Annotated in this window: 27 protein-coding genes; 19 read left to right on the top strand and 8 right to left on the bottom strand. The window is 72.3% G+C overall.

Going from position 1 to position 23,647, the window contains the following annotated elements; genetic code table 11:
• Positions 1–3: 3 nt before the first annotated feature.
• From ACYUED_RS11465 to ACYUED_RS11435, 7 genes are all read left to right on the top strand, one after another.
• Positions 4–168: a hypothetical protein gene (locus ACYUED_RS11465; RefSeq protein ID WP_266512623.1), complete on the top strand. Its 165-nt coding sequence runs from the start codon at positions 4–6 to the stop codon at positions 166–168.
• Positions 159–806, top strand: a complete 648-nt coding sequence (gene hisH, locus ACYUED_RS11460) for an imidazole glycerol phosphate synthase subunit HisH (RefSeq protein ID WP_491292175.1) — start codon at positions 159–161, stop codon at positions 804–806. Before ACYUED_RS11465 ends, hisH begins: the two co-directional genes overlap by 10 nt.
• Positions 807–809: 3 nt before the next feature.
• Positions 810–1,535: a bifunctional 1-(5-phosphoribosyl)-5-((5-phosphoribosylamino)methylideneamino)imidazole-4-carboxamide isomerase/phosphoribosylanthranilate isomerase PriA gene (gene priA, locus ACYUED_RS11455; protein ID WP_266679150.1), complete on the top strand. Its 726-nt coding sequence runs from the start codon at positions 810–812 to the stop codon at positions 1,533–1,535.
• Positions 1,532–1,927 (top strand): RidA family protein, encoded by a 396-nt coding sequence (locus ACYUED_RS11450; RefSeq protein ID WP_491292174.1) that lies wholly within the window; start codon positions 1,532–1,534, stop codon positions 1,925–1,927. The genes priA and ACYUED_RS11450 overlap by 4 nt, the downstream gene beginning before the upstream one ends.
• Entirely contained in the window at positions 1,924–2,679 is a 756-nt protein-coding gene (gene hisF, locus ACYUED_RS11445) for an imidazole glycerol phosphate synthase subunit HisF (RefSeq protein ID WP_491292173.1), read from the top strand. The genes ACYUED_RS11450 and hisF overlap by 4 nt, the downstream gene beginning before the upstream one ends.
• 122 nt (positions 2,680–2,801) lie before the next feature.
• Positions 2,802–3,392 carry an ArsR/SmtB family transcription factor gene (locus ACYUED_RS11440; RefSeq protein ID WP_491292172.1) on the top strand — a complete coding sequence of 197 codons (591 nt, stop codon included), beginning with the start codon at positions 2,802–2,804 and terminating at the stop codon, positions 3,390–3,392.
• A 70-nt stretch (positions 3,393–3,462) separates the two neighbouring features.
• Positions 3,463–4,713, top strand: a complete 1,251-nt coding sequence (locus tag ACYUED_RS11435) for an MFS transporter (protein ID WP_491292171.1) — start codon at positions 3,463–3,465, stop codon at positions 4,711–4,713.
• Positions 4,714–5,069: 356 nt separating this feature from the next.
• Here ACYUED_RS11435 and ACYUED_RS11430 read toward each other — a convergent pair whose 3' ends face one another.
• Entirely contained in the window at positions 5,070–5,705 is a 636-nt protein-coding gene (locus ACYUED_RS11430; RefSeq protein WP_491292170.1) for a TIGR03085 family metal-binding protein, read from the bottom strand.
• Between the two features lie 84 nt (positions 5,706–5,789).
• Between ACYUED_RS11430 and hisI the strand changes: the two genes are divergently transcribed.
• From hisI to lgt, 11 genes are all read left to right on the top strand, one after another.
• A complete protein-coding gene (gene hisI / locus ACYUED_RS11425) occupies positions 5,790–6,182 on the top strand; it encodes a phosphoribosyl-AMP cyclohydrolase (protein WP_266512605.1) in 393 nt (130 codons plus the stop codon).
• An 11-nt stretch (positions 6,183–6,193) separates the two neighbouring features.
• Positions 6,194–7,681 carry an anthranilate synthase component I gene (locus tag ACYUED_RS11420; RefSeq protein WP_491292169.1) on the top strand — a complete coding sequence of 496 codons (1,488 nt, stop codon included), beginning with the start codon at positions 6,194–6,196 and terminating at the stop codon, positions 7,679–7,681.
• 83 nt (positions 7,682–7,764) lie between these two features.
• Complete coding sequence (locus ACYUED_RS11415; protein ID WP_491292168.1) at positions 7,765–8,406, top strand: TIGR02234 family membrane protein; 642 nt, start codon at positions 7,765–7,767, stop codon at positions 8,404–8,406.
• Between the two features lie 122 nt (positions 8,407–8,528).
• Positions 8,529–8,783: an HGxxPAAW family protein gene (locus ACYUED_RS11410; RefSeq protein ID WP_491292167.1), complete on the top strand. Its 255-nt coding sequence runs from the start codon at positions 8,529–8,531 to the stop codon at positions 8,781–8,783.
• A 75-nt stretch (positions 8,784–8,858) separates the two neighbouring features.
• Positions 8,859–9,308: a DUF2752 domain-containing protein gene (locus tag ACYUED_RS11405; RefSeq protein ID WP_491292166.1), complete on the top strand. Its 450-nt coding sequence runs from the start codon at positions 8,859–8,861 to the stop codon at positions 9,306–9,308.
• A gap of 145 nt (positions 9,309–9,453) precedes the next feature.
• Positions 9,454–10,263 (top strand): indole-3-glycerol phosphate synthase TrpC, encoded by an 810-nt coding sequence (trpC, locus tag ACYUED_RS11400; protein WP_491292165.1) that lies wholly within the window; start codon positions 9,454–9,456, stop codon positions 10,261–10,263.
• Between the two features lie 21 nt (positions 10,264–10,284).
• The gene (gene trpM / locus ACYUED_RS11395) at positions 10,285–10,452 is read left to right on the top strand and encodes a tryptophan biosynthesis modulator TrpM (protein ID WP_189947481.1); all 168 of its coding nucleotides are present in this window, start codon (positions 10,285–10,287) and stop codon (positions 10,450–10,452) included.
• Positions 10,453–10,557: 105 nt separating this feature from the next.
• The gene (gene trpB, locus ACYUED_RS11390) at positions 10,558–11,841 is read left to right on the top strand and encodes a tryptophan synthase subunit beta (RefSeq protein ID WP_491292163.1); all 1,284 of its coding nucleotides are present in this window, start codon (positions 10,558–10,560) and stop codon (positions 11,839–11,841) included.
• A complete protein-coding gene (gene trpA, locus ACYUED_RS11385) occupies positions 11,838–12,656 on the top strand; it encodes a tryptophan synthase subunit alpha (RefSeq protein WP_491292162.1) in 819 nt (272 codons plus the stop codon). Before trpB ends, trpA begins: the two co-directional genes overlap by 4 nt.
• Positions 12,657–12,744: 88 nt before the next feature.
• Positions 12,745–13,515: a DsbA family protein gene (locus ACYUED_RS11380; protein ID WP_491292161.1), complete on the top strand. Its 771-nt coding sequence runs from the start codon at positions 12,745–12,747 to the stop codon at positions 13,513–13,515.
• Between the two features lie 84 nt (positions 13,516–13,599).
• A complete protein-coding gene (lgt, locus tag ACYUED_RS11375) occupies positions 13,600–14,583 on the top strand; it encodes a prolipoprotein diacylglyceryl transferase (RefSeq protein ID WP_491292160.1) in 984 nt (327 codons plus the stop codon).
• A 58-nt stretch (positions 14,584–14,641) separates the two neighbouring features.
• Here lgt and ACYUED_RS11370 read toward each other — a convergent pair whose 3' ends face one another.
• Genes ACYUED_RS11370 through ACYUED_RS11340 form a run of 7 tightly spaced genes read right to left on the bottom strand, consistent with a single transcriptional unit; the run spans position 14,642 to position 22,617 of the window.
• Positions 14,642–15,478 (bottom strand): HpcH/HpaI aldolase/citrate lyase family protein, encoded by an 837-nt coding sequence (locus tag ACYUED_RS11370; RefSeq protein ID WP_491292159.1) that lies wholly within the window; start codon positions 15,476–15,478, stop codon positions 14,642–14,644.
• Entirely contained in the window at positions 15,475–16,665 is a 1,191-nt protein-coding gene (locus tag ACYUED_RS11365) for a CaiB/BaiF CoA transferase family protein (RefSeq protein ID WP_491292157.1), read from the bottom strand. Before ACYUED_RS11365 ends, ACYUED_RS11370 begins: the two co-directional genes overlap by 4 nt.
• On the bottom strand, positions 16,662–17,555 hold the full coding sequence (rbsK, locus tag ACYUED_RS11360; RefSeq protein WP_491292156.1) for a ribokinase: 894 nt from the start codon (positions 17,553–17,555) through the stop codon (positions 16,662–16,664). Before rbsK ends, ACYUED_RS11365 begins: the two co-directional genes overlap by 4 nt.
• A complete protein-coding gene (locus ACYUED_RS11355; RefSeq protein ID WP_491292155.1) occupies positions 17,552–18,919 on the bottom strand; it encodes an ADP-ribosylglycohydrolase family protein in 1,368 nt (455 codons plus the stop codon). Before ACYUED_RS11355 ends, rbsK begins: the two co-directional genes overlap by 4 nt.
• Entirely contained in the window at positions 18,907–20,073 is a 1,167-nt protein-coding gene (locus ACYUED_RS11350) for an ADP-ribosylglycohydrolase family protein (RefSeq protein ID WP_491292154.1), read from the bottom strand. Before ACYUED_RS11350 ends, ACYUED_RS11355 begins: the two co-directional genes overlap by 13 nt.
• A 7-nt stretch (positions 20,074–20,080) precedes the next feature.
• The gene (locus ACYUED_RS11345; RefSeq protein WP_491292153.1) at positions 20,081–21,529 is read right to left on the bottom strand and encodes an ADP-ribosylglycohydrolase family protein; all 1,449 of its coding nucleotides are present in this window, start codon (positions 21,527–21,529) and stop codon (positions 20,081–20,083) included.
• Positions 21,526–22,617: an ADP-ribosylglycohydrolase family protein gene (locus ACYUED_RS11340; protein ID WP_491292152.1), complete on the bottom strand. Its 1,092-nt coding sequence runs from the start codon at positions 22,615–22,617 to the stop codon at positions 21,526–21,528. The genes ACYUED_RS11345 and ACYUED_RS11340 overlap by 4 nt, the downstream gene beginning before the upstream one ends.
• 294 nt (positions 22,618–22,911) lie before the next feature.
• Between ACYUED_RS11340 and ACYUED_RS11335 the strand changes: the two genes are divergently transcribed.
• Entirely contained in the window at positions 22,912–23,643 is a 732-nt protein-coding gene (locus ACYUED_RS11335; protein ID WP_491292151.1) for a VIT1/CCC1 transporter family protein, read from the top strand.
• The last annotated feature ends 4 nt before the right edge of the window (positions 23,644–23,647 follow it).

The following is a 23,647-nucleotide window of genomic DNA, read 5'->3' as shown; positions in this document are numbered from 1 at the left end:
GCCATGAACGGACTGTCGACCATCCTGATCGTCGTCGGCCTCTTCCTGGTCGGCGGCATCATCTCCTTCGCCAAGCAGCAGATGCCGAAGAGCCTCATCGTGCTGCTCTCCATCAGCGCCGGGATGTGCCTGCTCGCGGGCGTGCTGAGGCTGGAGGTGTGGAATTGAGCAGCCCCAGGAAGGTCGTGGTCTTCGACTACGGCTTCGGGAACGTCCGCTCCGCCGAGCGTGCCCTCGCCCGTACCGGAGCCGACGTCGAGATCACGCGTGACTTCGACACGGCCATGAACGCCGACGGCCTGCTCGTGCCGGGCGTCGGCGCCTTCGCCGCCTGTATGCAGGGCCTGAAGGAGGCGCGCGGCGACTGGATCGTCGACCGCCGGCTGTCGGGCGGCCGTCCGGTCATGGGCATCTGCGTCGGCATGCAGATCCTGTTCGCGCGCGGCATCGAGCACGGCGTGGAGACCGAGGGCCTCGACGAGTGGCCCGGCTCGGTCGAGCCGCTGCAGGCCGAGATCGTGCCCCACATGGGCTGGAACACCGTCGAGGCACCGGCCGACTCCGAGCTGTTCGCCGGCCTGGACGCGGACGCGCGCTTCTACTTCGTGCACTCCTACGCCGTTCACGACTGGTCCCTCGAAGTGCTCAACCCGGCGATGCGCGCCCCCAGGGTGACCTGGGCGACGCACGGCAAGCCGTTCGTGGCCGCCGTCGAGAACGGCGCCCTGTGGGCCACCCAGTTCCACCCCGAGAAGTCCGGCGACGCCGGAGCGCAGCTGCTCACCAACTGGATCGGAACCCTGTAGACCATGGCCAAGCTCGAACTCCTCCCCGCCGTCGACGTCCGCGACGGCCAGGCCGTCCGCCTCGTGCACGGCGAGTCCGGCACGGAGACCTCGTACGGCTCCCCCCTGGAGGCGGCCCTCGCCTGGCAGCGGTCGGGCGCCGAGTGGCTGCACCTGGTCGACCTGGACGCCGCGTTCGGCACGGGTGACAACCGTGCGCTGATCGCCGAGGTCGCGAAGGCGATGGACATCAAGGTGGAGCTGTCCGGCGGCATCCGCGACGACGACACCCTCGCCGCGGCCCTCGCCACCGGCTGCACCCGGGTGAACCTCGGCACCGCCGCCCTGGAGACCCCGGACTGGGTCGCCAAGGTCATCGCCGAGCACGGCGACAAGATCGCCGTCGGTCTCGACGTACGGGGCACCACGCTCCGTGGCCGCGGCTGGACCCGCGACGGCGGCGACCTCTTCGAGACGCTGGAGCGCCTCAACAAGGAGGGCTGCGCGCGGTACGTCGTCACGGACATCGCCAAGGACGGCACCCTCCAGGGCCCCAACCTGGAGCTGCTGAAGAGCGTCTGCGCGGCGACCGACCGCCCGGTCGTGGCGTCCGGCGGCGTGTCGTCCCTCGACGACCTCCGCGCGATCGCCGAGCTGGTACCCCTCGGTGTCGAGGGCTCCATCGTCGGGAAGGCCCTGTACGCGAAGGCGTTCACCCTGGAAGAGGCCTTGGAGGCGGTGGCCCAGTGAGTGATGTACGACGGGTGAGGACGGGCGCTCCCTGGGAGGACGCCTTCGGCTACTCCCGCGCGGTCGAGCTGCCGAACGGCCTGGTGCTGGTCTCCGGCTGCACGTCCATAGTGGATGGCGAGATCGCCGGAGGCGGCCCGTACGAGCAGGCGGTCAACGCCTTCAACGTCGCGCTGACGGCGCTCGGGCAGGTGGGCCTCGGCCGTGACGACGTGGTGCGCACGCGCATGTACATCACGCACGCCCGGGACGTGGAGGAGGTCGGGCGTGCTCACAAGGAGCTGTTCGACACCGTCCGGCCCGCCGCATCGATGATCATCGTCTCCGGTTTCGTGGATCCCAGCCTGGTCGTCGAGGTCGAGGTGGAGGCGTTCCGAGGGGGTTCCGCATGACCCTGGCGGTGCGAGTCATCCCCTGCCTGGACGTGGACAACGGCCGGGTCGTCAAGGGCGTCAACTTCCAGAACCTGCGCGACGCGGGCGACCCCGTCGAGATGGCCAAGGTGTACGACACCGAGGGCGCCGACGAGCTGACGTTCCTGGACATCACCGCCTCGTCGGGCAACCGCGAGACGACGTACGACGTGGTGCGCCGCACCGCCGAGCAGGTGTTCATCCCGCTGACCGTCGGCGGCGGTGTGCGCACGGCCGAGGACGTCGACAGGCTGCTGCGGGCGGGCGCCGACAAGGTCGGCGTCAACACCGCCGCGATCGCCCGTCCGGACCTGATCCGCGAGATCGCGGAGCGCTTCGGGCGGCAGGTGCTGGTCCTGTCGGTGGACGCGCGCAGGACCGAGAGCGGGTCCTTCGAGGTCACCACCCACGGCGGCCGCAAGGGCACCGGCATCGACGCCGTCGAGTGGGCCCACCGGGCCGCGGAGTTGGGCGCGGGAGAGATCCTGCTCAACTCCATGGACGCGGACGGTACGAAGGACGGCTACGACCTGGAGATGATCGCGGCGGTCCGCAGGCACGTGACCGTCCCGGTGATCGCCTCGGGAGGTGCCGGCAAGCTCGCGCACTTCCCGCCGGCCGTCGCGGCGGGCGCGGACGCGGTGCTGGCGGCGTCGGTGTTCCACTTCGGTGATCTGCGGATCGGGGAAGTGAAGCAGGAGCTGAAGGACGCGGGGCACCCCGTCCGCTGACACCGGCCTCGGAGACCGCCTTCGAAAGACAGCACCTTCCGAGATGGCACTCCGGCAGAAACGAAAGAGAAGTTGCGCAAAATAGATTGCGCAACTTTTCTTTCGTTTCTAGCGTGGACGGCATGCCTGAGAGGGAGAGAGACCGCCGGATCACGGACGTGGGCACGCTCAAGGCCCTCGCGCACCCCCTGCGGGCGCAGCTGTACCGACTGCTGATCATCGCGCGGGCGGCGACCGCCTCACAGCTCGCCGAGCAGGTCGACGAGGCCGTATCGCTCGTCAGCTACCACCTGCGCAAGCTGGCCGTGCACGGGCTCATCGAGGAGGCCGACGCGCGCGGCGGCGACGGGCGGGAGCGATGGTGGCAGCCCGCCTCGGACGGCGTGAGCGTCCACGACGAGGACTTCCGGGACGCCCCCGAGAAGGCCGCCGCGCACACCGCGGCCAGCCGCCTCTTCTTCGAGCAGCGCGCCGACATGTACCGACGCCACCTCGACGAGCGTGCCCACTGGGGCGACGCGTGGACGACGGCGTCCGACTCCTCCGAGTGGCTGCTGCGGCTCACCCCGGACGAACTGGCCGAGCTGGCCAAGGAGATGAACGACCTGGTCCGCCGCTACGAGGAGCACGGCCGCGCCGCCGTGGCCGCGGGCGACACCGAGGACCGCGAGAACGTCGCGGTGCACACGTACGGCTTCCCCTTCCGCGTCTGAGTCCGCTCCGCTCCGCGTCCGCTCTGAGTCCGCTCCGCGTCCGCTCCGCGTCTGAAAGGACCGGTTCGCTGTGACCAACACGCTCGTGCTCCGGGCCGGCCTGGACGACCGGCCGGCCCACCGCGACCCGAACGTCCTGCGCTGGCTGGGCGCCTACGCGTCGTCGATGGCCGGCGACGGCGTCTACTACGTCGCCCTGTCCTGGGCCGCCGTGCAGTCCGGTTCCGCCGCACAGGCCGGCCTGGTGATGTCGGTCGGCGCGCTGCCGCGCGCGGTGCTGATGCTGGGCGGGGGAGTGGTCGCCGACCGGTTCGGGCCGCGCCGGGTCGTCATCGGGAGTGACGCGGTGCGCTGCGCGGCCGTGCTCGCGGTGGCGGGGCTGCTCTTCCTCACCAGCCCGAGCCTGTGGGTGCTGGGGGTGCTCGCTCTGGTCTTCGGCACGGTGGACGCCGTGTTCGTACCCGCGGTGGGTGCGTTGCCCGCGCGCATCACCGAGCCGGGCCAGCTCGCCCGGGTCCAGGGCATGCGGGGCCTGGCGTACCGGTGCGCCGTCATCGTCGGCGCCCCGCTCGGCGGTCTCGGCGTGGCGCTGGGCGGCGCGGCGGCCGCGTTCGGGCTCGCCGGGCTGATGATCGCGGTGTCCGTGCCGCTGCTGGTCTGCCTACGGATGCGGGAGCTGCCGGCGGACGACACGGTGGCCGGGCGGGACCGGACCGCCTGGGCCGACCTGCTGGCCGGGCTGCGGTACATCCGCCGCCACCGCGTCCTGGCCCCGTTGGTGCTGACGATCGCCCTGGGGGACTTCGGGTTCGTCGGGCCGCTCAACGTGGGCTTGACCCTGCTCGCCGACGAGCGCGGCTGGGGGGCGTCCGGGATGGGGTGGGTCCTGGCCGGGTTCGGCGTGGGCGCGGGGCTCGTCTCGCTGCTGCTGGCCGTGCGGGGCCGGCTGCCGCATGCCGGGCAGGTGGCCGGGTACGCGATCCTGGCCGGGGCGGTCGCCATCGCCGCGCTGGCCTTCGTACCGGCTCTCCTCGCGGCCGTGGCCGTCGCGCTGGCCGTCGGACTGCTCGCCGGGCTCAGCGGCGCGATGTGCGGGGCCCTCCTGCAGACCCAGGCCGACCCCGCCTTCCTCGGCCGCGTCACCGCCGTCTCCAGCCTGGTCAGCCTCGGACTCGCCCCCCTCAGCATGCCGCTGTCCGCAGCCGCGATCGGCGCCTGGGGCGCCGGCCCGGTGTTCGTCGTGAGCGCCGTGGTGTGTGGGCTGGCCGGCGTGGTCGCGCTGGGGGTACGGGACCTGCGGCGCGCTGAGTTGCCGGGCTGATCTCGGCTGTTCGGTGGTGGCGGGTGCCCGGGGTGCCGATCAGATGGGTGCCTGGGATGCCGGTCCGGGCAGCGTGGTCCGTGTGGGATGGGTGCTGTGGTCGCGTGGGTTGTTCGGGAGGTGCGGAGCGCTGAGTTGCCGGGCTGATCTCGGGCGTTCGGTGGTGCGGGCGGCCTTGATCGCGGCGGCTCACGGGTGGGCGGGGCCGTCGTGGCGGGTGCCTGGGGTGCCGGTCCCGTCGGCGTGGGCAGCGTGGTCCGTGCGGGTCGCGTCGGATGTCCGGGACGTGTGGCGCGCCGAAGAGCGTGGCCGGCCTTCAGCTCTCGGCGCGCGTCACGTCGATCGATCGCGAGCCGTCAGATGCCCAGCTGCCTGGCCTCGTGCAGCTTCGCGACCGCGTCCTTGTCGCCGTCCAGTTCCACCGTGGCGGCGCTCTGCCGGCCGTAGGAGAACAGGAGCAGTTCGGACGGCTCGCCGGTCACCGTCACCACCGGTGTCCCGCGGTGGGCGACCGCCGTCTGCCCGTCCGGGCGGCGCAGCACCAGGCCCGTCGGGGCGCTGCGGCCCATCAGGCGGGCCGAGCGCTCCAGGCGGGACCACAGGGCGTCCTGGAAGACCTGGTCCAGCTCGCGCGGCGTCCAGTCCGGCTGCGCACGGCGGACGTCCTCCGTGTGGACGTAGAACTCCACCGTGTTCGACAGTTCGTCGAGCTGCTTGAGCTGGAAGGGCGAGAAGCGCGGCGGGCCCGTACGGATCAGCTGGATCAGCTCCTCGTAGGGCTTCGCGGTGAACTCGGCCATCACCCGCTCCAGGCGCGGCGCGAGCGGTTTGATCAGGATGCCGCCGGCGGCATCGGGGCGGCGCTCGCGCACCACCACGTGCGCGGCGAGATCACGGGTCTGCCAGTCCGTGCAGAGGGTCGGGGCGTCCGGGCCCTCGGCCTCCAACAGGTCGGCCAGGAGAAGTCGTTCACGCTTGGCGAAAGTCGACATGCCAGCCAGCCTACGACCCCCCGGGGGGTCCGCCCAGTGGACACCCCTCCGTCACTGTCAGTGGTGCGCGGCACAATGGCACCCATGAGCAGCACGCCCCGGCCCAGCAGCCTCGCCCCGGACCTCGCCGCGCGCCTCAAGCGCAGCGCCGACGGGCTAGTCCCAGCGATCGCCCAGCAGTACGACACCGGAGAGGTGCTCATGCTCGGCTGGATGGACGACGAGGCGCTGCACCGCACCCTCACCACCGGCCGCTGCACCTACTGGTCGCGCAGCCGCGGGGAGTACTGGGTCAAGGGCGACACCTCCGGCCACTTCCAGTGGGTCAAGTCCGTCGCGCTGGACTGCGACGCGGACACCGTGCTGGTCAAGGTCGACCAGGTGGGCGCCGCCTGCCACACCGGCGCGCGTACCTGCTTCGACGTCGACGTGCTCCTCAAGGACGCCGATTCCGGCGTACCGGCGCAGGATCAGTAAGGTCAGCCGCCATGGATCTCGAGATGTTCCGCAAGCTGGCCACCGACCGTCGTGTCATCCCGGTCACCCGCAAGCTCCTCGCCGACGGCGACACCCCGGTCGCGCTCTACCGCAAGCTCGCCGCCGAGCGCCCCGGCACCTTCCTGCTGGAGTCCGCGGAGAACGGCCGGACAGCGTTTCAGTGGTCCCGCTACTCCTTCGTGGGCGTGCGCTCCGCGGCCACCCTGACCGCGCAGGACGGCCAGGCCCACTGGGTCGGCACCCCGCCGGTCGGCGTTCCGCAGGACGGCGACCCGCTCGCCGCGCTGCGCGCCACCATCGAGGCCCTGCACACCCCGCACCAGGAGGGACTGCCGCCCTTCACCGGCGGCATGGTCGGCTACCTCGGCTACGACATCGTGCGCCGCCTGGAGAAGATCGGCCCGGGGGAGCGGGACGACCTCCGGCTGCCCGAGCTGACCATGCTGCTCACCAGCGACCTCGCCGTCATGGACCACTGGGAGGGCTCGGTCCTGCTGATCGCCAACGCGATCAACCACAACGACCTCGACACGGGCGTCGACGACGCGCACGCGGACGCGGTGGCCCGCCTGGACGCCATGGAGGCCGACCTCTCGCGTCCGGTCGCCCAGCCCCCGGCCGTCCTCCCGCCCTCGGAACTCCCCGAGTACACCGCACTCTGGGGCGGCCCCGACTTCCAGGCGGCCGTCGAGGACGTCAAGGAGCGCATCCGCGCCGGGGAGGCCTTCCAGGTGGTCCCCTCCCAGCGCTTCGAAACACCGTGCACGGCAAGTGCGTTGGACGTCTACCGGGTCCTCAGGGCGACGAACCCCTCGCCGTACATGTACCTGTTCCGCTTCGACGGCTTCGACGTCGTGGGCTCGTCCCCCGAGGCCCTGGTGAAGGTCGAGGACGGACAGGCGATGGTCCACCCCATCGCCGGCACGCGGCATCGCGGGGCCACCCCGCAGGAGGACCAGGCCCTCGCCGACGAACTGCTCGCCGACCCGAAGGAGCGCGCCGAGCACCTCATGCTGGTCGACCTCGGCCGCAACGACCTCGGACGGGTCTGCGAACCCGGTTCGGTGGAGGTCGTCGACTTCATGTCCGTCGAGCGGTACTCGCACGTGATGCACATCGTCTCGACGGTCACCGGAAAGGTCGCCGACGGCCGCACGGCCTTCGACGTCCTGACGGCCTGCTTCCCGGCCGGCACCCTCTCCGGCGCCCCCAAGCCGCGCGCGATGCAGATCATCGACGAACTCGAGCCGTCCCGGCGCGGGTTGTACGGCGGCTGCGTCGGCTACCTCGACTTCGCCGGCGACTCCGACACCGCCATCGCCATCCGCACGGCCCTGCTCCGGGACGGCACGGCATACGTCCAGGCGGGCGCCGGTATCGTCGCCGACTCCGACCCGGTCGCCGAGGACCAGGAGTGCCGCAACAAGGCGGCGGCGGTCCTGCGCGCCGTCCACACGGCGAACAGACTGGGCGAATAGGGCGCATTCAGGGCACATTCCCGCGCGGTGGGGTGCTTCTCACGTGAACCCCGGGTGACGGTTCACCCGGGGTTCGGGCGATAGTGGAGTACGTGACTGCTGCTCCCCACCCCCGTTCCGAAGCCGACGGCCCCTCCCGGGCCGGGCGCCGGAGTCTCGCCCTTGCCCTGCTGTGCGGTGCGCTCGGCGCGGCCGTGGCGTTGCTGGCCACCCGTCAGCGCTGGTCCGAGGGGACAGCGACGGTGGCCGGCGCCCCCTTCTCCCTGGTCGCCAAGGGCAGTGACGTCACCGGCGTCCCCGCGGCGCTCGCCATAGTGGGCCTGGCCGCGCTCGTCGCCGTCTTCGCCGTCCGCAGGGCCGGACGGCTGCTGGTCTCGGCCCTGCTCGCGCTCTCCGGCGCCGGTACCGTCGCCGCCGCCCTGCTGGGCGTCTCCGACAGCTCCGCGCTGGACGAGAAGGCCGCGCAGGCCGCCGGCGACACCTCGGCCACCGTGCACGCCCTGAGCCACACCGCCTGGCCGTACGTCGCGGCCGCGGGCGGCGCCCTGCTCCTCGTCGCCGGCCTGCTCGCTCTGCGCTACGGCCGGCAGTGGCCCGCGATGTCCGGCCGCTACGAACGCGGTGGCGCCCCCAGAGCACGCCGCAGGGCCGCGGCCGTCGACCCCGACCGCCCCGAGGACATCTGGAAGGCACTCGACCGCGGCGAGGACCCCACCAGCGCGTAGGCACCACCTCTCGGGGCACCGACGCGCAAGGAGCGACCCCCGAGCAGCGCACGCGTGCGCGTGCGGGACAATGTCCGTTGAGCGTCCGGCTCACACACGTACACAGCAACGAGGAGCAAGTCATGGCGGGCAGCAGCCACGGTCACACCCCGGCCGCCTGGACCGGTGTCACGATCGCCTTCATCGGTTTCTGCGTCTCGGGTGCCTTCATGGTGATGGCCGAGCCCGTGGGCTTCTGGGCCGGCATGGTGATCGTGGTCGTCGGCGGCATCGTCGGCTGGATCATGAGCGCGATGGGCCTCGGCCAGGCGAAGGACGCACACGAGACGTTCCAGGACGCGCTGGCGCAGAGCCAGGCGGCGCACGCCAAGAGCTGAGCGCGTACGACTGATGAGGGGCGATCCGGTGCCGGATCGCCCCTCACGCGTGCGTGGCGTGCGATCGGGGGGACAATGCGAGGTGTGAACGCCGAGAGCCAGCCTGTGACGCCGTCCGGCGCTCCGCCGACGGTGGCGGCGAGACTGGCCGTCCCCGCCGGGGTGCTCGCGGCCGTCGCCGGGGCCTTCGCCTACGTGGGCACCGTGGACCCGAACCAGCCCGGCCACTACCCCGTCTGCCCGCTCTACCGGTTCACCGGCATCTACTGCCCCGGCTGCGGCGGCCTGCGCAGCGCCTACTCGTTCGTCCACGGGGACTTCCCGGCCGCACTCCAGGACAACGCCCTGGCCGTGATCGGCTATCTGGGCGTCGCCGCGCTGTGGACCGTATGGGTGGTGCGCTCGGCGCGCGGACGACCCATGCGCATCGACCTCGGGCGGGTGCACCTGTGGACGCTCGGGACGTTGCTGCTGGTCTTCACGGTTGTCCGGAACTCACCGTTCGGTGGCTGGCTGCATCCTTGATCAATGGGTGAAAGACCAGGTAGAGGGACCGGCGTCAACCGGATGTGAGGCCTAAGCCTTCCTCCGGATACCATCGCAGTGACCATCGGTTTTAACCGAAGGTCAACCGCTTGAACAGTCAACCGTCTGGAAGGGGGCCGCTCGCGTGAGTGTGCTCGACGAGATCATCGACGGAGTCCGTGCCGACCTCGCGGAGCGGCAGGCGCGCGTCAGCCTCGACGAGCTCAAGGAGCGCGCGGCGAAGGCTCCCGCTGCCAAGGACGGGCTGGCCGCACTGCGCGGTGACGGCGTCAAGGTCATCTGCGAGGTCAAGCGTTCCAGCCCCTCCAAGGGCGCGCTGGCCGCGATCGCCGACCCGGCCGGACTCGCCGCGGACTACGAGGCGGGCGGCGCGGCCGTCATCTCCGTCCTCACCGAGGAGCGCCGCTTCGGCGGCTCGCTGGCCGACCTGGAGGCGGTGCGCGCGCGGGTCGACATCCCGGTCCTGCGCAAGGACTTCATCGTCACCTCGTACCAGCTGTGGGAGGCCCGTGCGTACGGCGCCGACCTCGTGCTGCTCATCGTCGCCGCCCTCGACCAGCCGGCCCTGGAGTCGCTGATCGAGCGTGCCGTCTCCATCGGCCTCACTCCGCTCGTCGAGGTCCACGACGAGGACGAGGTCGAGCGCGCGGTCGACGCGGGTGCGAAGGTGATCGGCATCAACGCACGCAACCTCAAGACCCTGGAGGTCGACCGGGGCACCTTCGAGCGCGTCGCCCCCGAGATCCCCGCGCACATCGTCAAGATCGCCGAGTCCGGCGTCCGCGGCCCGCACGACCTCATCGCCTACGCCAACGCCGGCGCGGACGCCGTCCTGGTCGGCGAGTCCCTGGTCACCGGCCGCGACCCCAAGTCGGCGGTGTCGGACCTGGTGGCAGCGGGCGAGCACCCCGCACTCCGGCACGGCCGCAGCTGATCACCCGCTAGGCTTACCCCGATGACTCTCACCGTGACGACCGTGGACCGGTACGCCCGCCTCGCGCGCGGCTGCCGCCCCCGTGGCTGCCGCGCCCCGGCACGCCGCGTGCACGGTCGTAGGGTCAGGTACGTCATCGGAGACGAACCGGGGCAGGTAAACGGCCGCCGATGGCAGCGCGCCCTTTAGGGGCGCGGGGAACTGCGTGACAAGCCACAGACGGCCTTTCGCCGTCTGACGAGCCCCGCCCCCACGGCGATCAGGTATGTCCCAAACTCACCGTGAGGTTCAGTCATGCCCAGCGAGTTCTTCATCCCCGACCCCGAGGGTCAAGTCCCCAGTCCCGAAGGCTACTTCGGGGCATACGGCGGCAAGTTCATCCCGGAGGCCCTCGTCGCCGCCGTGGACGAGGTGGCCGTCGAGTACGACAAGGCCAAGCACGACCCCGAGTTCGCCCGCGAACTCGACGACCTGCTGGTGCACTACACCGGCCGCCCCAGCTCCCTGACCGAGGTGCCGAGGTTCGCCGAGCACGCCGGCGGTGCCCGGATCTTCCTGAAGCGGGAAGACCTCAACCACACCGGCTCCCACAAGATCAACAACGTGCTCGGCCAGGCGCTGCTCACCAGGCGCATGGGCAAGACCCGCGTGATCGCCGAGACCGGCGCCGGCCAGCACGGCGTCGCCACGGCGACCGCCTGTGCCCTCTTCGGCCTTGAGTGCACGATCTACATGGGCGAGATCGACACCCGGCGCCAGGCCCTGAACGTGGCCCGCATGCGCATGCTCGGCGCCGAGGTCATCGCCGTGAAGTCCGGCAGCCGTACGCTCAAGGACGCCATCAACGAGGCCTTCCGCGACTGGGTCGCCAACGTCGACCGCACCCACTACCTCTTCGGTACGGTCGCCGGCCCGCACCCCTTCCCGGCCATGGTCCGCGACTTCCACCGCGTCATCGGCGTGGAGGCCAGGCGTCAGATCCTGGAGCGCGCCGGCCGCCTCCCGGACGCGGCCGTCGCGTGCGTCGGCGGCGGTTCGAACGCCATCGGGCTCTTCCACGCCTTCATCCCGGACGCCGCCGTACGCCTCATCGGCTGCGAGCCCGCCGGTCACGGCGTCGAGACCGGCGAGCACGCGGCCACGCTGACCGCGGGCGAGCCCGGCATCCTGCACGGCTCCCGCTCCTACGTCCTGCAGGACGACGAGGGCCAGATCACCGAGCCGTACTCGATCTCGGCCGGTCTGGACTACCCGGGCATCGGCCCGGAGCACTCCTACCTCAAGGACAGCGGCCGCGGCGAGTACCGCGCGGTCACCGACGACGCGGCCATGCAGGCCCTGCGCCTGCTCTCGCGCACCGAGGGCATCATCCCGGCGATCGAGAGCGCACACGCCCTGGCGGGTGCGCTGGAGGTCGGCAGGGAGCTGGGCAAGGACGGCCTGATCGTCGTCAACCTGTCCGGCCGCGGCGACAAGGACATGGACACGGCCGCCCGTTACTTCGGCCTGTACGACACCGACGCCGAGGTCGCGGCCGACGCCGCCGACCTCGCCGAGATCGAGGGGGACGCCAAGTGAGCGGGAACATCCAGCTGCTGACGGACACCCTCGCGGGTGCCAAGGCCGAGGGACGCTCCGCCCTCATCGCCTACCTCCCGGCCGGGTTCCCGACCGTGGACGGCGGCATCGAGGCGATCAAGGCCGTCCTCGACGGCGGGGCGGACGTCGTGGAGGTCGGTCTGCCGCACAGCGACCCCGTCCTCGACGGCCCGGTCATCCAGACCGCCGACGACATCGCCCTGCGCGGCGGCGTCAAGATCGCGGACGTCATGCGCACGGTCAAGGAGGCCCACGAGGCCACCGGCAAGCCGATCCTCGTCATGACGTACTGGAACCCCATCGACCGCTACGGCGTCGAGCGCTTCACCGCCGAGCTCGCCGAGGCGGGCGGCGCGGGCTGCATCCTGCCCGACCTGCCGGTGCAGGAGTCGGCGCTGTGGAGGGAGCACGCCGTCAAGCACGGCCTCGCCACGGTCTTCGTGGTCGCGCCCAGCAGCCAGGACGCGCGACTCGCCCAGATCACCGCGGCGGGCAGCGGCTTCGTGTACGCCGCCTCGCTGATGGGCGTCACCGGTACCCGCGAGTCGGTGGGCGCGCAGGCCCAGGACCTGGTGGAGCGCACCCGGGCCGCCGGCGGGGACCTGCCCGTGTGCGTCGGCCTCGGCGTCTCCGACGCCAGGCAGGCCGCCGAGGTCGCGGGCTTCGCCGACGGCGTGATCGTCGGCTCGGCCTTCGTGAAGCGGATGCTGGACGCGCCGGACGACGCGGCCGGCGTCGAGGCCGTCCGCTCGCTCGCCGGTGAGCTGGCCAAGGGCGTGCGCGGGCAGGCGTAGCCGAGCAGTTGATGTCACGCGGGTCCTCCGAACGGGTGGATCCGGGACCGGGGAGGCGCAATGCGCCTCCCCGGTTCGTTCTGGGGGTGTGAGCGAGAAGAACCGTGAGGGAAAGCGCGCCGCCCGGGATCGGCTGGCGGTCGAGCGTGAGAAGCAGAAGACCTCGGACAAGCGACGGCGGACGCTGATCATCGGTGCGAGCGTCGCCTGCGTGCTGGGACTGGCCGCGGTGATCGGCGTGCTCGCCGCGAACGCGGGCAAGGACGACAAGGCCTCGGGCCCGGCCGTGGCGCCCTCCGGGGCGCAGGGCAAGGACAGTCTCGCGATTCCGGTGGGCAAGGACGGCGCCAAGTCGACGCTCACGGTCTGGGAGGACTTCCGCTGCCCGGCCTGCCAGGCCTTCGAGGCGGCGTATCGGCCCACGATCCACGAGCTGACCGACTCCGGCCTGCTCAGAGTCGAGTACCACCTGGTCAGGCTGATCGACGGCAACCTCGGCGGCACCGGCTCCCTCCGCGCGGGCAATGCCGCCGCCTGCGCGCAGGACGCCGGAAAGTTCTCCGCCTACCACGACGTGCTCTACGACAACCAGCCCAAGGAGACCGTCGACACCTTCGGCAACAACGGCAGGCTGATCGACCTGGCGGGCAAGGCCAAGGGCCTCGACACGGCGGCCTTCCGCCAGTGCGTCAACGACGGCAGGCACGACAGCTGGATCGACAAGTCGAACGCCGCCTTCAAGTCCGGTGGATTCTCCGGGACGCCGACCGTGCTGCTCGGGGGCAAGGACATCTACCAGGACCGGACGATGACACCGGCCAAGCTGAAGCAGATGGTGCAGGAGGCGAAGAAGGGGTAAGGCGGGTTCACACCCGCCCGTTATGGAGCCGTAGCCGGGCCGCCTGCCGTAGGCCCGGTCCGGCACGGTAGCGTCGACCCTGCCATGGAAGAACTTGCCTACATTCCGAGCCCGTCGCACGGGGTGCTGTATCTCGGCCCCATTCCGCTGCGTGGCTACGCGTTCTGCATCATCATCGGCGTCTTCGTCGCGGTCTGGCTCGGCAACAAGCGCTGGATCGCCCGCGGCGGGCGGGCCGGCACGGTGGCCGACATCGCTGTCTGGGCGGTGCCGTTCGGCCTCGTCGGCGGCCGGCTCTACCACGTGATCACGGACTACGAGCTGTACTTCAGCGAGGGCCGTGACTGGGTGGACGCCTTCAAGGTGTGGCAGGGCGGTCTCGGCATCTGGGGCGCGATCGCGCTCGGTGCGGTGGGCGCCTGGATCGGCTGCCGTCGTCGCGGCATCCCTCTGCCCGCCTACGCGGACGCCATCGCGCCCGGCATCGCCCTCGCCCAGGCCATCGGCCGCTGGGGCAACTGGTTCAACCAGGAGCTGTACGGCAAGGCGACGAACGTCCCCTGGGCGCTGCACATCACGTCCTCGGAGGACGGCCGAGTGCCCGGGTACTACCACCCGACGTTCCTCTACGAGTCCCTGTGGTGCATCGGTGTCGCCCTGCTGGTCATCTGGGCCGACCGCCGCTTCAAGCTGGGACACGGGCGGGTCTTCGCGCTGTACGTCGCCGCGTACTGCGTGGGCCGGGCGTGGATCGAGTACATGCGTGTCGACGACGCCCACCACATCCTGGGTCTGCGGCTGAACGACTGGACCGCGCTGATCGTGTTCCTGCTCGCGGTGGTGTACATCGTGGTGTCGTCCAAGAAGCGGCCGGGCCGGGAGACCGAGGTCGAGCCGGCCGCCGCGGAGGACGAGGCCGGCGGCGAGGCCGTCGAGAAGGACGGGGCGGATTCCTCGGAGCCGAAGACGGACGTGAAGAACCCCGCCGACGACGCCGACGACGTCGAAGAACCCGATGACGCCGAGGAAGAGACGAAGGACGGCGCCGAGTCGGCCAAGAAGAGCTGACCGGTCGTCCGTTGGTCGATCGTCACGGCTGAGGGCGCCCGCGAAACCGCGGGCGCCCTCAGCCGTGGTTACGGCGGGCCAGGGACAGCGTGCGTTGCGCTGCCGCCACCACCGCCGCGTCGATGAACCGTCCGTCCGGAAGGGCCTGGGCGCCCTGTTGCGCCGTGGCCGCCTTGACGATCGTCTCGGCCTCCTCGACCTCTCTCGCCGTGGGCAGATAGGCCCGTTCGATGATGGGGAGCTGGCGCGGGTGGATGGCCGCGCGGCCGAGGAAGCCGAGGGCGCGGCCGCGGGCGCAGGAGGCCGCCAGGCCCTCCAGGTCGCGGATGTCCGGGTGGACCGACTGGGGGGACGGGGGCAGGCCCGCCGCCCGTGCGGCGCCCACGACGCGGGAGCGGGACCAGTCGAGACCCGCGTCCTCGCGTACGCCCAGGTCGGCCCGTAGGTCCGATTCGCCGAGGGCGATGCCGCGGAGGCAGGGGTGGGCGGACGCGATGGCGTAGGCGTGCTCGACGGCCAGTGCGGATTCCAGGAGCGCGTACAGGGCGGGAGCGCCTCCGGCGGCCGGAGCGGACCGTTCCGCGGTGCGGATGATCTGCTCCGGAGCCGTCACCTTCGGCAGCCGCAGACCCGCGAGCCCGGGAAGCGCCGCCACCGCCTCCAGGTCCCGCGGAGCCAGCGGGCCGTCCAGGGAGTTCACACGGACGTGGACCGGGATCGGCTGCGGATGGGAGAGGAGTTCGGCGGTGGCCGCGCGGGCGTACGCCTTGCGGTCCGGGGCGACCGCGTCCTCCAGGTCGATCACGACGACGTCGGCGCCGGCCGCCAGCGCCTTGGCGACGACATACGGGCGGTCGCCGGGGGCGTAGAGCCAGGTGAGCGGGGGCGTGGTCATACGGCCCCCTCCTCGCGCAGGGACGTCAGCTCGGCCGGGGTCAGGCCGAGCGCGGTCAGGATCCGGTCCGTGTCCGCACCGTGCGGGCGGCCCGCCCAGCGGATCGCGCCGGGGGTGGCGGAGAGCCGGAAGAGGACGTTCTGCATGCGCAGGGGACCCAGGTCGGGGTCGTCGACGGTCGTGATCGTGTCCAGGGCCGCGTACTGGGGGTCCGTCATCACATCCCGTACATCCTGGATCGGGGCCACCGCCGCCTCCGCCTTCTCGAAGGCGGCCAGGACTTCGGTGCGGGTGCGCTCGGCGATCCAGGAGCCGACCGCCTCGTCCAGGACGTCGGCGTGCCGGGCGCGGTCGGCGCCCGTCGCGAACCACGGTTCGTCGATCAGCTCCGGGCGGCCCACCAGGTGCATCACGCGTTCCGCGATCGACTGCGCGGAGGTCGAGACGGCGACCCAGGCGCCGTCGGCGGTGAGGTAGGTGCCGCGCGGGGCGTTGTTCTGGGAGCGGTTGCCCGTGCGCGGCTGGACGTGGCCGAGCTGGTCGTACCAGATCGGCTGGGGGCCGAGGGCGGTCAGGATCGGCTCGATGATCGCCATGTCGACGACCTGGCCCTCTCCGGTGCGGTCCCGGGCGGCGAGCGCGGTCATGACGGCGTACGCCGTGGCCAGGCCCGCGATGGAGTCGGCGAGGCCGAAGGGCGGGAGCGTCGGAGGTGCGTCCGGTTCGCCGGTGATCGCCGCGAAGCCGCTCATCGCCTCGGCCAGGGTGCCGAAGCCGGGGCGGTGCGCGTAGGGGCCGAACTGGCCGAAGGCTGTGACCCGGGCGAGGACCAGGCGAGGGTTGGCCGCGGACAGCTCCGCCCAGCTCAGGTCCCACTTCTCCAGCGTGCCGGGGCGGAAGTTCTCGATGACGACGTCCGCGGTGCCCGCGAGGCGCAGGAGGGTGGCACGGCCGCCCGGCTTGGAGAGGTCGAGGGTGATGGTCTGCTTGTTGCGGCCGAGGAGCTTCCACCACAGGCCGACGCCGTCCTTCGACGGGCCGTGGCCGCGGGAGGGGTCCGGCTTGGCCGGGTGTTCCACCTTGATGACCTCGGCGCCGAAGTCGCCGAGCATCGTGGCGGCGAGCGGCCCGGCGAAGAGGGTGGCGAGGTCGAGGACGCGCAGGCCGGTGAGCGGGGCCTGGTTCATGACGTGAACCGCGTCTCGATCTCGGGGCGGTACGGCATCGACGCCGACGCGCCGGGGCGCTGCACGGAGAGCGCCGCGGCCGCTCCCGCCCAGGCCAGTGCCTCAGCCATCGGCCGCCCCTCGCCGAGGGCCACGGCGAGCGCCCCGACGAACGTGTCGCCCGCACCTGTCGAGTCCACGGCCGTGACCCGGGGCGCCGGGACGGTGAGCGGGTCGCTGCCTCGGGCCGCGTACAGGCTGCCCGCCGAGCCGAGGGTGACGACCACCTCCGGCACCTGGTCGAGCAGGGACGCGGCCGCGCTGCGCGGGTCGGTGAGGCCGGTCAGCGTCGCTGCCTCGTGCTCGTTGGGCACCAACAGGTCGGTGGCGGCCATGAGTTCGGGCGGCAGTGGCCGGGCGGGGGCCGGGGTGAGGATCGTACGGACGCCGTGGGCGCGGGCGGTGCGCGCGCCCGCCACCACCGCGGCCAGGGGGATCTCCAGCTGGAGGAGCAGGGCTTCGGCGGAGGCGATGAGGTCTTCGTCGCCGGGGAGGAGGTGGTCGACGGTGCCGTTGGCGCCGGGGATCACGACGATGGCGTTGCCGCCTTCGCCGTCCACGACGATGTGGGCGGTGCCGGAGGGGGCCTCGACGGTGCGGAGGTGGTCCGTGTTGACGCCCGAGTGGTCGAGCGTGGAGCGCAGTCGGGTGCCGAAGGCGTCGTTTCCTACCGCGCCGATCATCGAGACGGTGGCGCCCGCGCGGGCTGCGGCGATCGCCTGGTTGGCGCCCTTGCCACCGGGGATCGTACGGAACGCCCGTCCCGTGACGGTCTCGCCGAGCTGCGGGGCCTTCTCGACGTAGGCGACTAGGTCCATGTTCGTGCTGCCCAGTACGACGATGTGGGTCATGGGCGGGATGCCTCCCGGTGGGTGAGATGGGCCAGGGCGTCGAAGCCGATGCCGTTGAAGTCGCCGACGGAGGTGGTCAGCCGGTTTTTCAGGGGGGTCGTCCAGCGGTCGGGAAGGGCGGAGGGGGAGCCGGCGAGGAGGGCGGCGATGCCGCCGGCGGTGGCGCCGTTGGAGTCGGTGTCCCAGCCCCCGGACACGGCACGGCAGATGGAGCCGGGGAAGTCGCCGTCCGCGTGGGTGAGGGCGGCGGCGAGGAGGGCTGTGTTGGGGACGGCGTGGACCCAGTGGTGGGTGGCGCCGTGGGCGGTGTGGAGTTCGTCGACGACGGTGTCGAAGTCGGTGTGCTCCTCGGCGAGGCGGACGGCGTGACGGACGGCCCCGGCCAGGCGGGAGCCGGGTGGGATCACCGTCAGTCCGGTGCGGAGGCAGCCGTGGACGTCCTGGTCACCGGTCGCCGCGGTGGCGATGGTGGCGGCCGTGAACATCGCCGCGTAGACGCCGTTCGCGGTGTGGGTGAGGGTGGCGTCCCGGTGGGCCTGCTGGGCCGCGGCCGCCGGGTCGCCGGGGTTGGTCCAGCCGTGGACGTCGGCACGGATGAGGGCGCCGATCCACTCGCGGAACGGGTTGCGGTGGCGGGCTGTGCGGGGCGGTTCCAGGCCGAGGAGGAGATTGCGGTAGGCGACGCGTTCGGCGGTGAACGTGCGGCCCGCCGGGAGTTCGGACAGCCACAGCTCCGCCACGTCGGTGGTGCTGAACCCTCTGCCGTGACGCTGGAGCAGCAGCAGGTTGAGGAGCGGGTAGTTGAGGTCGTCGTCCTCGGGCATGCCGTCGATGTTCTCCGCCAGGGAGGTCGTCGCGGAGCGGCGGTTCCAGGGGTATCGCGAGGCGAGGTCCTCGGGGACTCCGCGGGCCGTGAAGTAGGTGTGCAAAGGCCAGTTGCCGGTGGACCGGGCCAGTTCGCGGATGCCCTCCAGGGGGAGTTTCTCCACGGGTTTGCCCAGGAGGCATCCCACGGCGCGGCCGAGCCAGGCGGCTTCGAGGCGGGAGGGTGAAGGGGGCGTGGTCGAAGTGGGGGCCGTCGCGGGCCAGTTGGGGCACAGGGCCTTGATCTTCCGCAGATCCGTCGGCTCACACTCGCCCAAGGTGCTCGGCAGGTCCGCCAGTTCGTCCAGCAGGTCCTTCGCCAGCAGCCGAAGATAGCGCGTGGCCGGTTCCGGGGACGCGCCGGCACGCAGGGGCGCCTGCGTGCCGCCCGCGGCTCTCCATCTCGCCGCGATCGCCGACGGCTCACGGCCGTCCAGGGCCGCCTGTCTCAGCTCGTGGCCGATCAGGTCCTCGGGCTGCACCCAGGTCAGTCGGAGCATCTCAGGCCCCCGATCTCGGTGAACGCCGCCTCGTGGGCCCTGCGGCGCTTGACGTCCCGTTCGAAGATCTCCCGCGTCACCCGCGCGAGCGTCGCCGCCGGCTCCCACAGATCCAGACGGCTCGCCTCCGCCACCGTCTTCGACCAGTCCTCGGGGATCTGGGACCCCAGAGCCCCGGCGAGCGCGCCCGCCATCGTCGCGATCGAGTCGCAGTCGCGGCCGTAGTTCACCGCGCCCAGGACCGCGTGCCGGTAGTCGCCGCGAGAGAGCACCAACATGCCCAGGGCGACGGGGAGTTCCTCGATCGAATGGAGGCGGGACGGGCGGCGGGCCCCGAGGGAGGGGGAGCGGTAGTCCGGGCCCACCGTGTCGAACGGGGCCACCGCCTCACGGAGGGGAATCAGCGCGGACTCGAAGTCCGAGTGGCGCAAGGCCACTTCGCAGACCCGCTCGATCGCCGTGCGGGTGCCGTCCTTCGCCAGCAGGAGCGCGGCGGTGACGACCGAGTCGGGTGTCGCTCCGGGGGCCGTGGCCGCTGCCACCGCGGCCGCGAAGACGCCCGCCGCCTCGCGGCCGTACGACGACTGGTGGGCGCCCGCGATGTCGATCGCCTCGGCGTAGGCGGCTGTCGGGGCGGCCGCGTTCACCAGCCCGACCGGGGCCATGTACATCGCCGCACCGCAGTTGACGATGTTGCCGACGCCCGCCTCGCGCGGGTCGACATGGCCGTAGTGGAGCCGAGCCACCAGCCATTTCTCCGCGAGGAAGACGCGGTGCAGGGGGAGGGTCTCCGTCTCCAGCTCCGGGATCCAGCGCGGTTTCGTCATCAGGTCCGGGACCAGGTGCTCCGCGATCGCGTAGGCGTCCAGGTGGTCGCGGACCTGCGCGTACACCCGGACCAGCGCATGCGTCAGCAAGGTGTCGTCGGTGACGTGGCCGTCGCCCTTGTGGTACGGCGCGATGGGGCGCGCCGTGCGCCAGTCGTCGCCGTTCCAGGGGCCGACGATGCCGTGGACACGGCCGCCGTGGCGCTGCAGGATCTGGTCGGGGGAGTAGCCCTCGACGGGGCCGCCGAGCGCGTCGCCCACCGCCGCGCCCACGAGCGCTCCGGTGATCCGGTCGTCGAGGCTGTTTTCTGCCTGTTTGGGCGTCATGGCCGAATCATCCTCCTGGTGGGGTCGGTTGCGTGGCTTCCAGGAGTTCGGCGAGTTCCACCAGGTCGGTGCCGGTGAGGCGGGGGAGCGCGCAGCCGGAGAGGGTGCGGCAGGCCTCCCGCCAGGACGGCGGGATCGAGTCGCCGCCGCCCAGCGCGCCGGTCAGGGCGCCCGCGAGGGCCGGGGCCGAGTCGGCGACGCGGGACAGACAGGCCGCGGCCGGCACCGCTTCCGCGATCCTTCCGCCCGAGGCGGTGGCCAGGGCGAGGGCGACCGGGACGGTTTCGGCGGCGGCGATGCCGTAGCTGTAGACGTGGTCGACGATCTGGTGTTCCAGGAGAGGGATCAGGGTGAAGGCCGTCTCGGCGTCGGCGGCCAGCTTGAGGGCGTGGCGGGCGTTGCGGCCGATCTCCGTGGCCTCGGGGAGTTCGGTGAGGGCTGCGGCCACGCAGGTCCCGACGTCCGCGCCCGCCAGTGCCAGTGCCAGTGCCGCCGCCATCGCCCGGGCACCGCGCACTCCGTCGCCGTCCTGGGTGTAGCGGGCGTCGAACTCGGCGAGGTCGGCGGCGAGTCGGGGGGCGCCGGGGTGGGCCACGGCGAGCACACAGGCCCGTACGCAGGCCGCGTCGTCGAAGTAGTGGGGGTTGTCGTGGCCGGTGGCGGGCGGGCGCAGGCCGGTGGCGAGGTTGCCGAGGCCGGCGCGGACGGAGATACGGGCGCGCAGGGGGAGGACGGCGGACTCGACCTCAGGGGCGCGGTTCGCCGCCGCGGCGACCTCGCTGGCCACGGCGTTCCAGGTGAGGTCGATGGCGGCGCGGGCGCGGCGTTGTCGGCTCAGGTCGCCGAGGACGGTGTCGTCCCCGGCCCGCAGGAGGGCCTCCGCGGCGAAGGCCGCCCACTCGGCGTCGTCCGAGGGGCCGAGCCTCAGTGGCTCGGGGGACTGGTTCAGGGCGATGGGGACGGGGAGGGTGGTGGTGGCGTTCTGTTCGGCGAAGGTGTCGAGTTCGCGGGTGAGGCGGCGGGTCCACTCCGGCATACGGGCGGCTCGGTGGCGGGCGGCGGGCCAGCCGGCGGCGTCGCCCGCGGCCAGGCCGAGCAGGAGGCCCTCGATGCGGCGGCCCTGCGGCGGCGGCGTGGCGTGAACGGCCTCGGCTGCGCCTTGGCCCTTTTCGTTCCCGCCCGCACCACCCGTGCGACTTTCGTCGTCGGGTGCGGGTGGCGCCTGAGGGGGGTTCTCGACGTCGGCGGTTGCGGCTTTCCCTTGTGGGGGGTGCTTGGTGCCGGCGGCTGTGCGGTGGATCGAGGTGTTCCTGCCGGCGCTGCCTGTGCGACGTTCGTCGTCGGGTGCGGGTGGCGCCTGTGGTGGGGGCTCGACCTCGGCGGCCATGGGGTCGTTCGGCTTCGCCATGGCCGTGCCGGTCGACGTCCCCTCGTTCAACGGGCCCGGCGGTCTCACGGGCGTGCCTCCGCCTCGCCGCTCGCGGCGAGGGTGAGGGCGGTCGGGTCCGGTAGTTCCCGTACGACCGTCTCCGCGTCGCGCTTCTCGCCCTCGCCCGTCACCAGCAGGTCCGCGACATCGAGCACGTGGTGGCCCGCCATCGCCGGCAGGCAGCTGCCCCGCGCCGGTCCGATCGCCGCCGCCCACTCCGCCGGGATCGCGGAGACTCCTTGGGTCGCGCCCGCCAGAGCGCCCGCCACCGCGGCCGTCGTGTCGGCGTCCCGGCCCATGTTCACCGCGGTGAGCACGGCCTGCCTGAAGTCGCCGTCGGCCGCCGCGTACGCCCCGAAGGCCAGCGCGACCGCCTCCGGAGCGAGGTCGGTCCACGGGTAGCCGCCGATGACGACCGCCGAGCGGACCGCTCTTTCGCCGCGGTGGGCCACGGTCACGGCCCGGCGCAGCGAGCGGGCCGTCCACGAGTCGTCCGGGATCACGGCCAGCGCGGAGGCCACGACCGCGATCGGCGGCGCCCCCGCCATCGCCGCCGCCACCCCCGCCGCGACCGCCTGGCCGCCGTAGATGCCCTCGCCGTCGTGGCTCACCGATCCGTCGACGGCCGCGAGCCGGGCCGCCTCGGCGGGGCGGCCCGCGGCGAAGACGCCGAAGGGGGCCGCGCGCATGGCCAGGCCGTCGCTCCAGGCGTGGCGGTGCTGGGCGGAGATGGGGACGGCGAGGCCGCGGCGGAGGTTCTCCAGGGTGCCGCGTTCGCTGAAGCCGGCCCCCCGGAACGGGCCCTCCGCGCGGTCCGCGATCCACTCGTGCCAGGCCGCCTCCACATGGGCCGGGGTGAGGGCCGAGCCGTGGCGGGCCAGGAGCAGGCCGGAGAAGATCGCGTACTCCGTGTCGTCCGTGCCCGCAGGCTGGTCGGTCACGTAGCCCGTGATGCGGCCCCAGCGGGCGCGGATCTCGGACGGCTTCATGTTCTCCGCGGGGGCGCCGAGGGCGTCCCCGACGGCCAGGCCGAGCAGTGCGCCGCGTGCCCGCTCGCGGAGGTCGGCGGCGTTCCCGGGTGACGGGACAGAAGGAATGCAGGCGATCGATGCCATACGCGGCTTCTCCTCCGAGGGTTCCGGGCGGCTCGTTGGCGGGCCTCTCAGGGCGCGGAACCCTTTGCGGATGTGTCCCACCGGAGGGGTTTCGCAGAGCCGGACAGCACTCAGCATCACCCGGTCGACATGTGTGCGGCCCCATACACGGATGAGCGCCACGGGGTAAAACCGCAGGTTAGCCGAGCCTTTCCTTGCTGGCGGTGGTGGAATTCGTGGCGTAGCTTTGCCGTTGTCGAGGAGTAGAACTTGTCCAAAGTTAGCTTTGGCTTAGCTTCCTGGGGGACCCCCGCAATGGCGATCATCGAGACCGAGGCCGCGCTGCACGTGGCGCACCGGGACAACCACACGCACCGGGATGTGAACGGCGGCTGGCTGCGCCCCGCCGTCTTCGGCGCGATGGACGGCCTGGTCTCCAACCTCGCCCTGATGACGGGTGTCGCGGGCGGGGCCGTGGGTCAGCAGACCATCGTGCTGACCGGGCTCGCGGGCCTCGCCGCCGGCGCCTTCTCCATGGCGGCCGGCGAGTACACGTCCGTGGCCTCGCAGCGTGAGCTCGTCGAGGCCGAGCTGGACGTGGAGCGCGCGGAGCTGAGGAAGCACCCCCAGGACGAGGAAGCCGAGCTCGCGGCGCTGTACGAGGCCCGCGGGGTCGAGCCCGAGCTGGCCCGCGAGGTCGCCCGCCAGCTGTCGACGGACCCCGAGCAGGCCCTGGAGATACACGCCCGCGAGGAACTCGGCATCGACCCCGGCGATCTGCCGTCGCCGCTGGTCGCCGCCGTGTCCTCCTTCGGATCCTTCGCGCTGGGCGCACTGCTGCCCGTGCTGCCGTATCTGCTCGGTGCCACCGTGCTGTGGCCGGCTCTGCTGCTCGCCTTCTTCGGGCTGTTCGCCTGCGGTGCGGTGGTGGCCAGGGTGACGGCGCGGACCTGGTGGTTCAGCGGGCTCAGGCAGCTCGCTCTCGGTGGAGCGGCGGCCGGTGTGACGTACGCCCTGGGCATCCTGTTCGGGACGGCCGTAGGATAGGGCG

The sequence above is a fragment of the Streptomyces sp. DF42 genome, from assembly GCF_058267695.1.
This window is presented reverse-complemented; position numbering and strand designations above follow the sequence as displayed.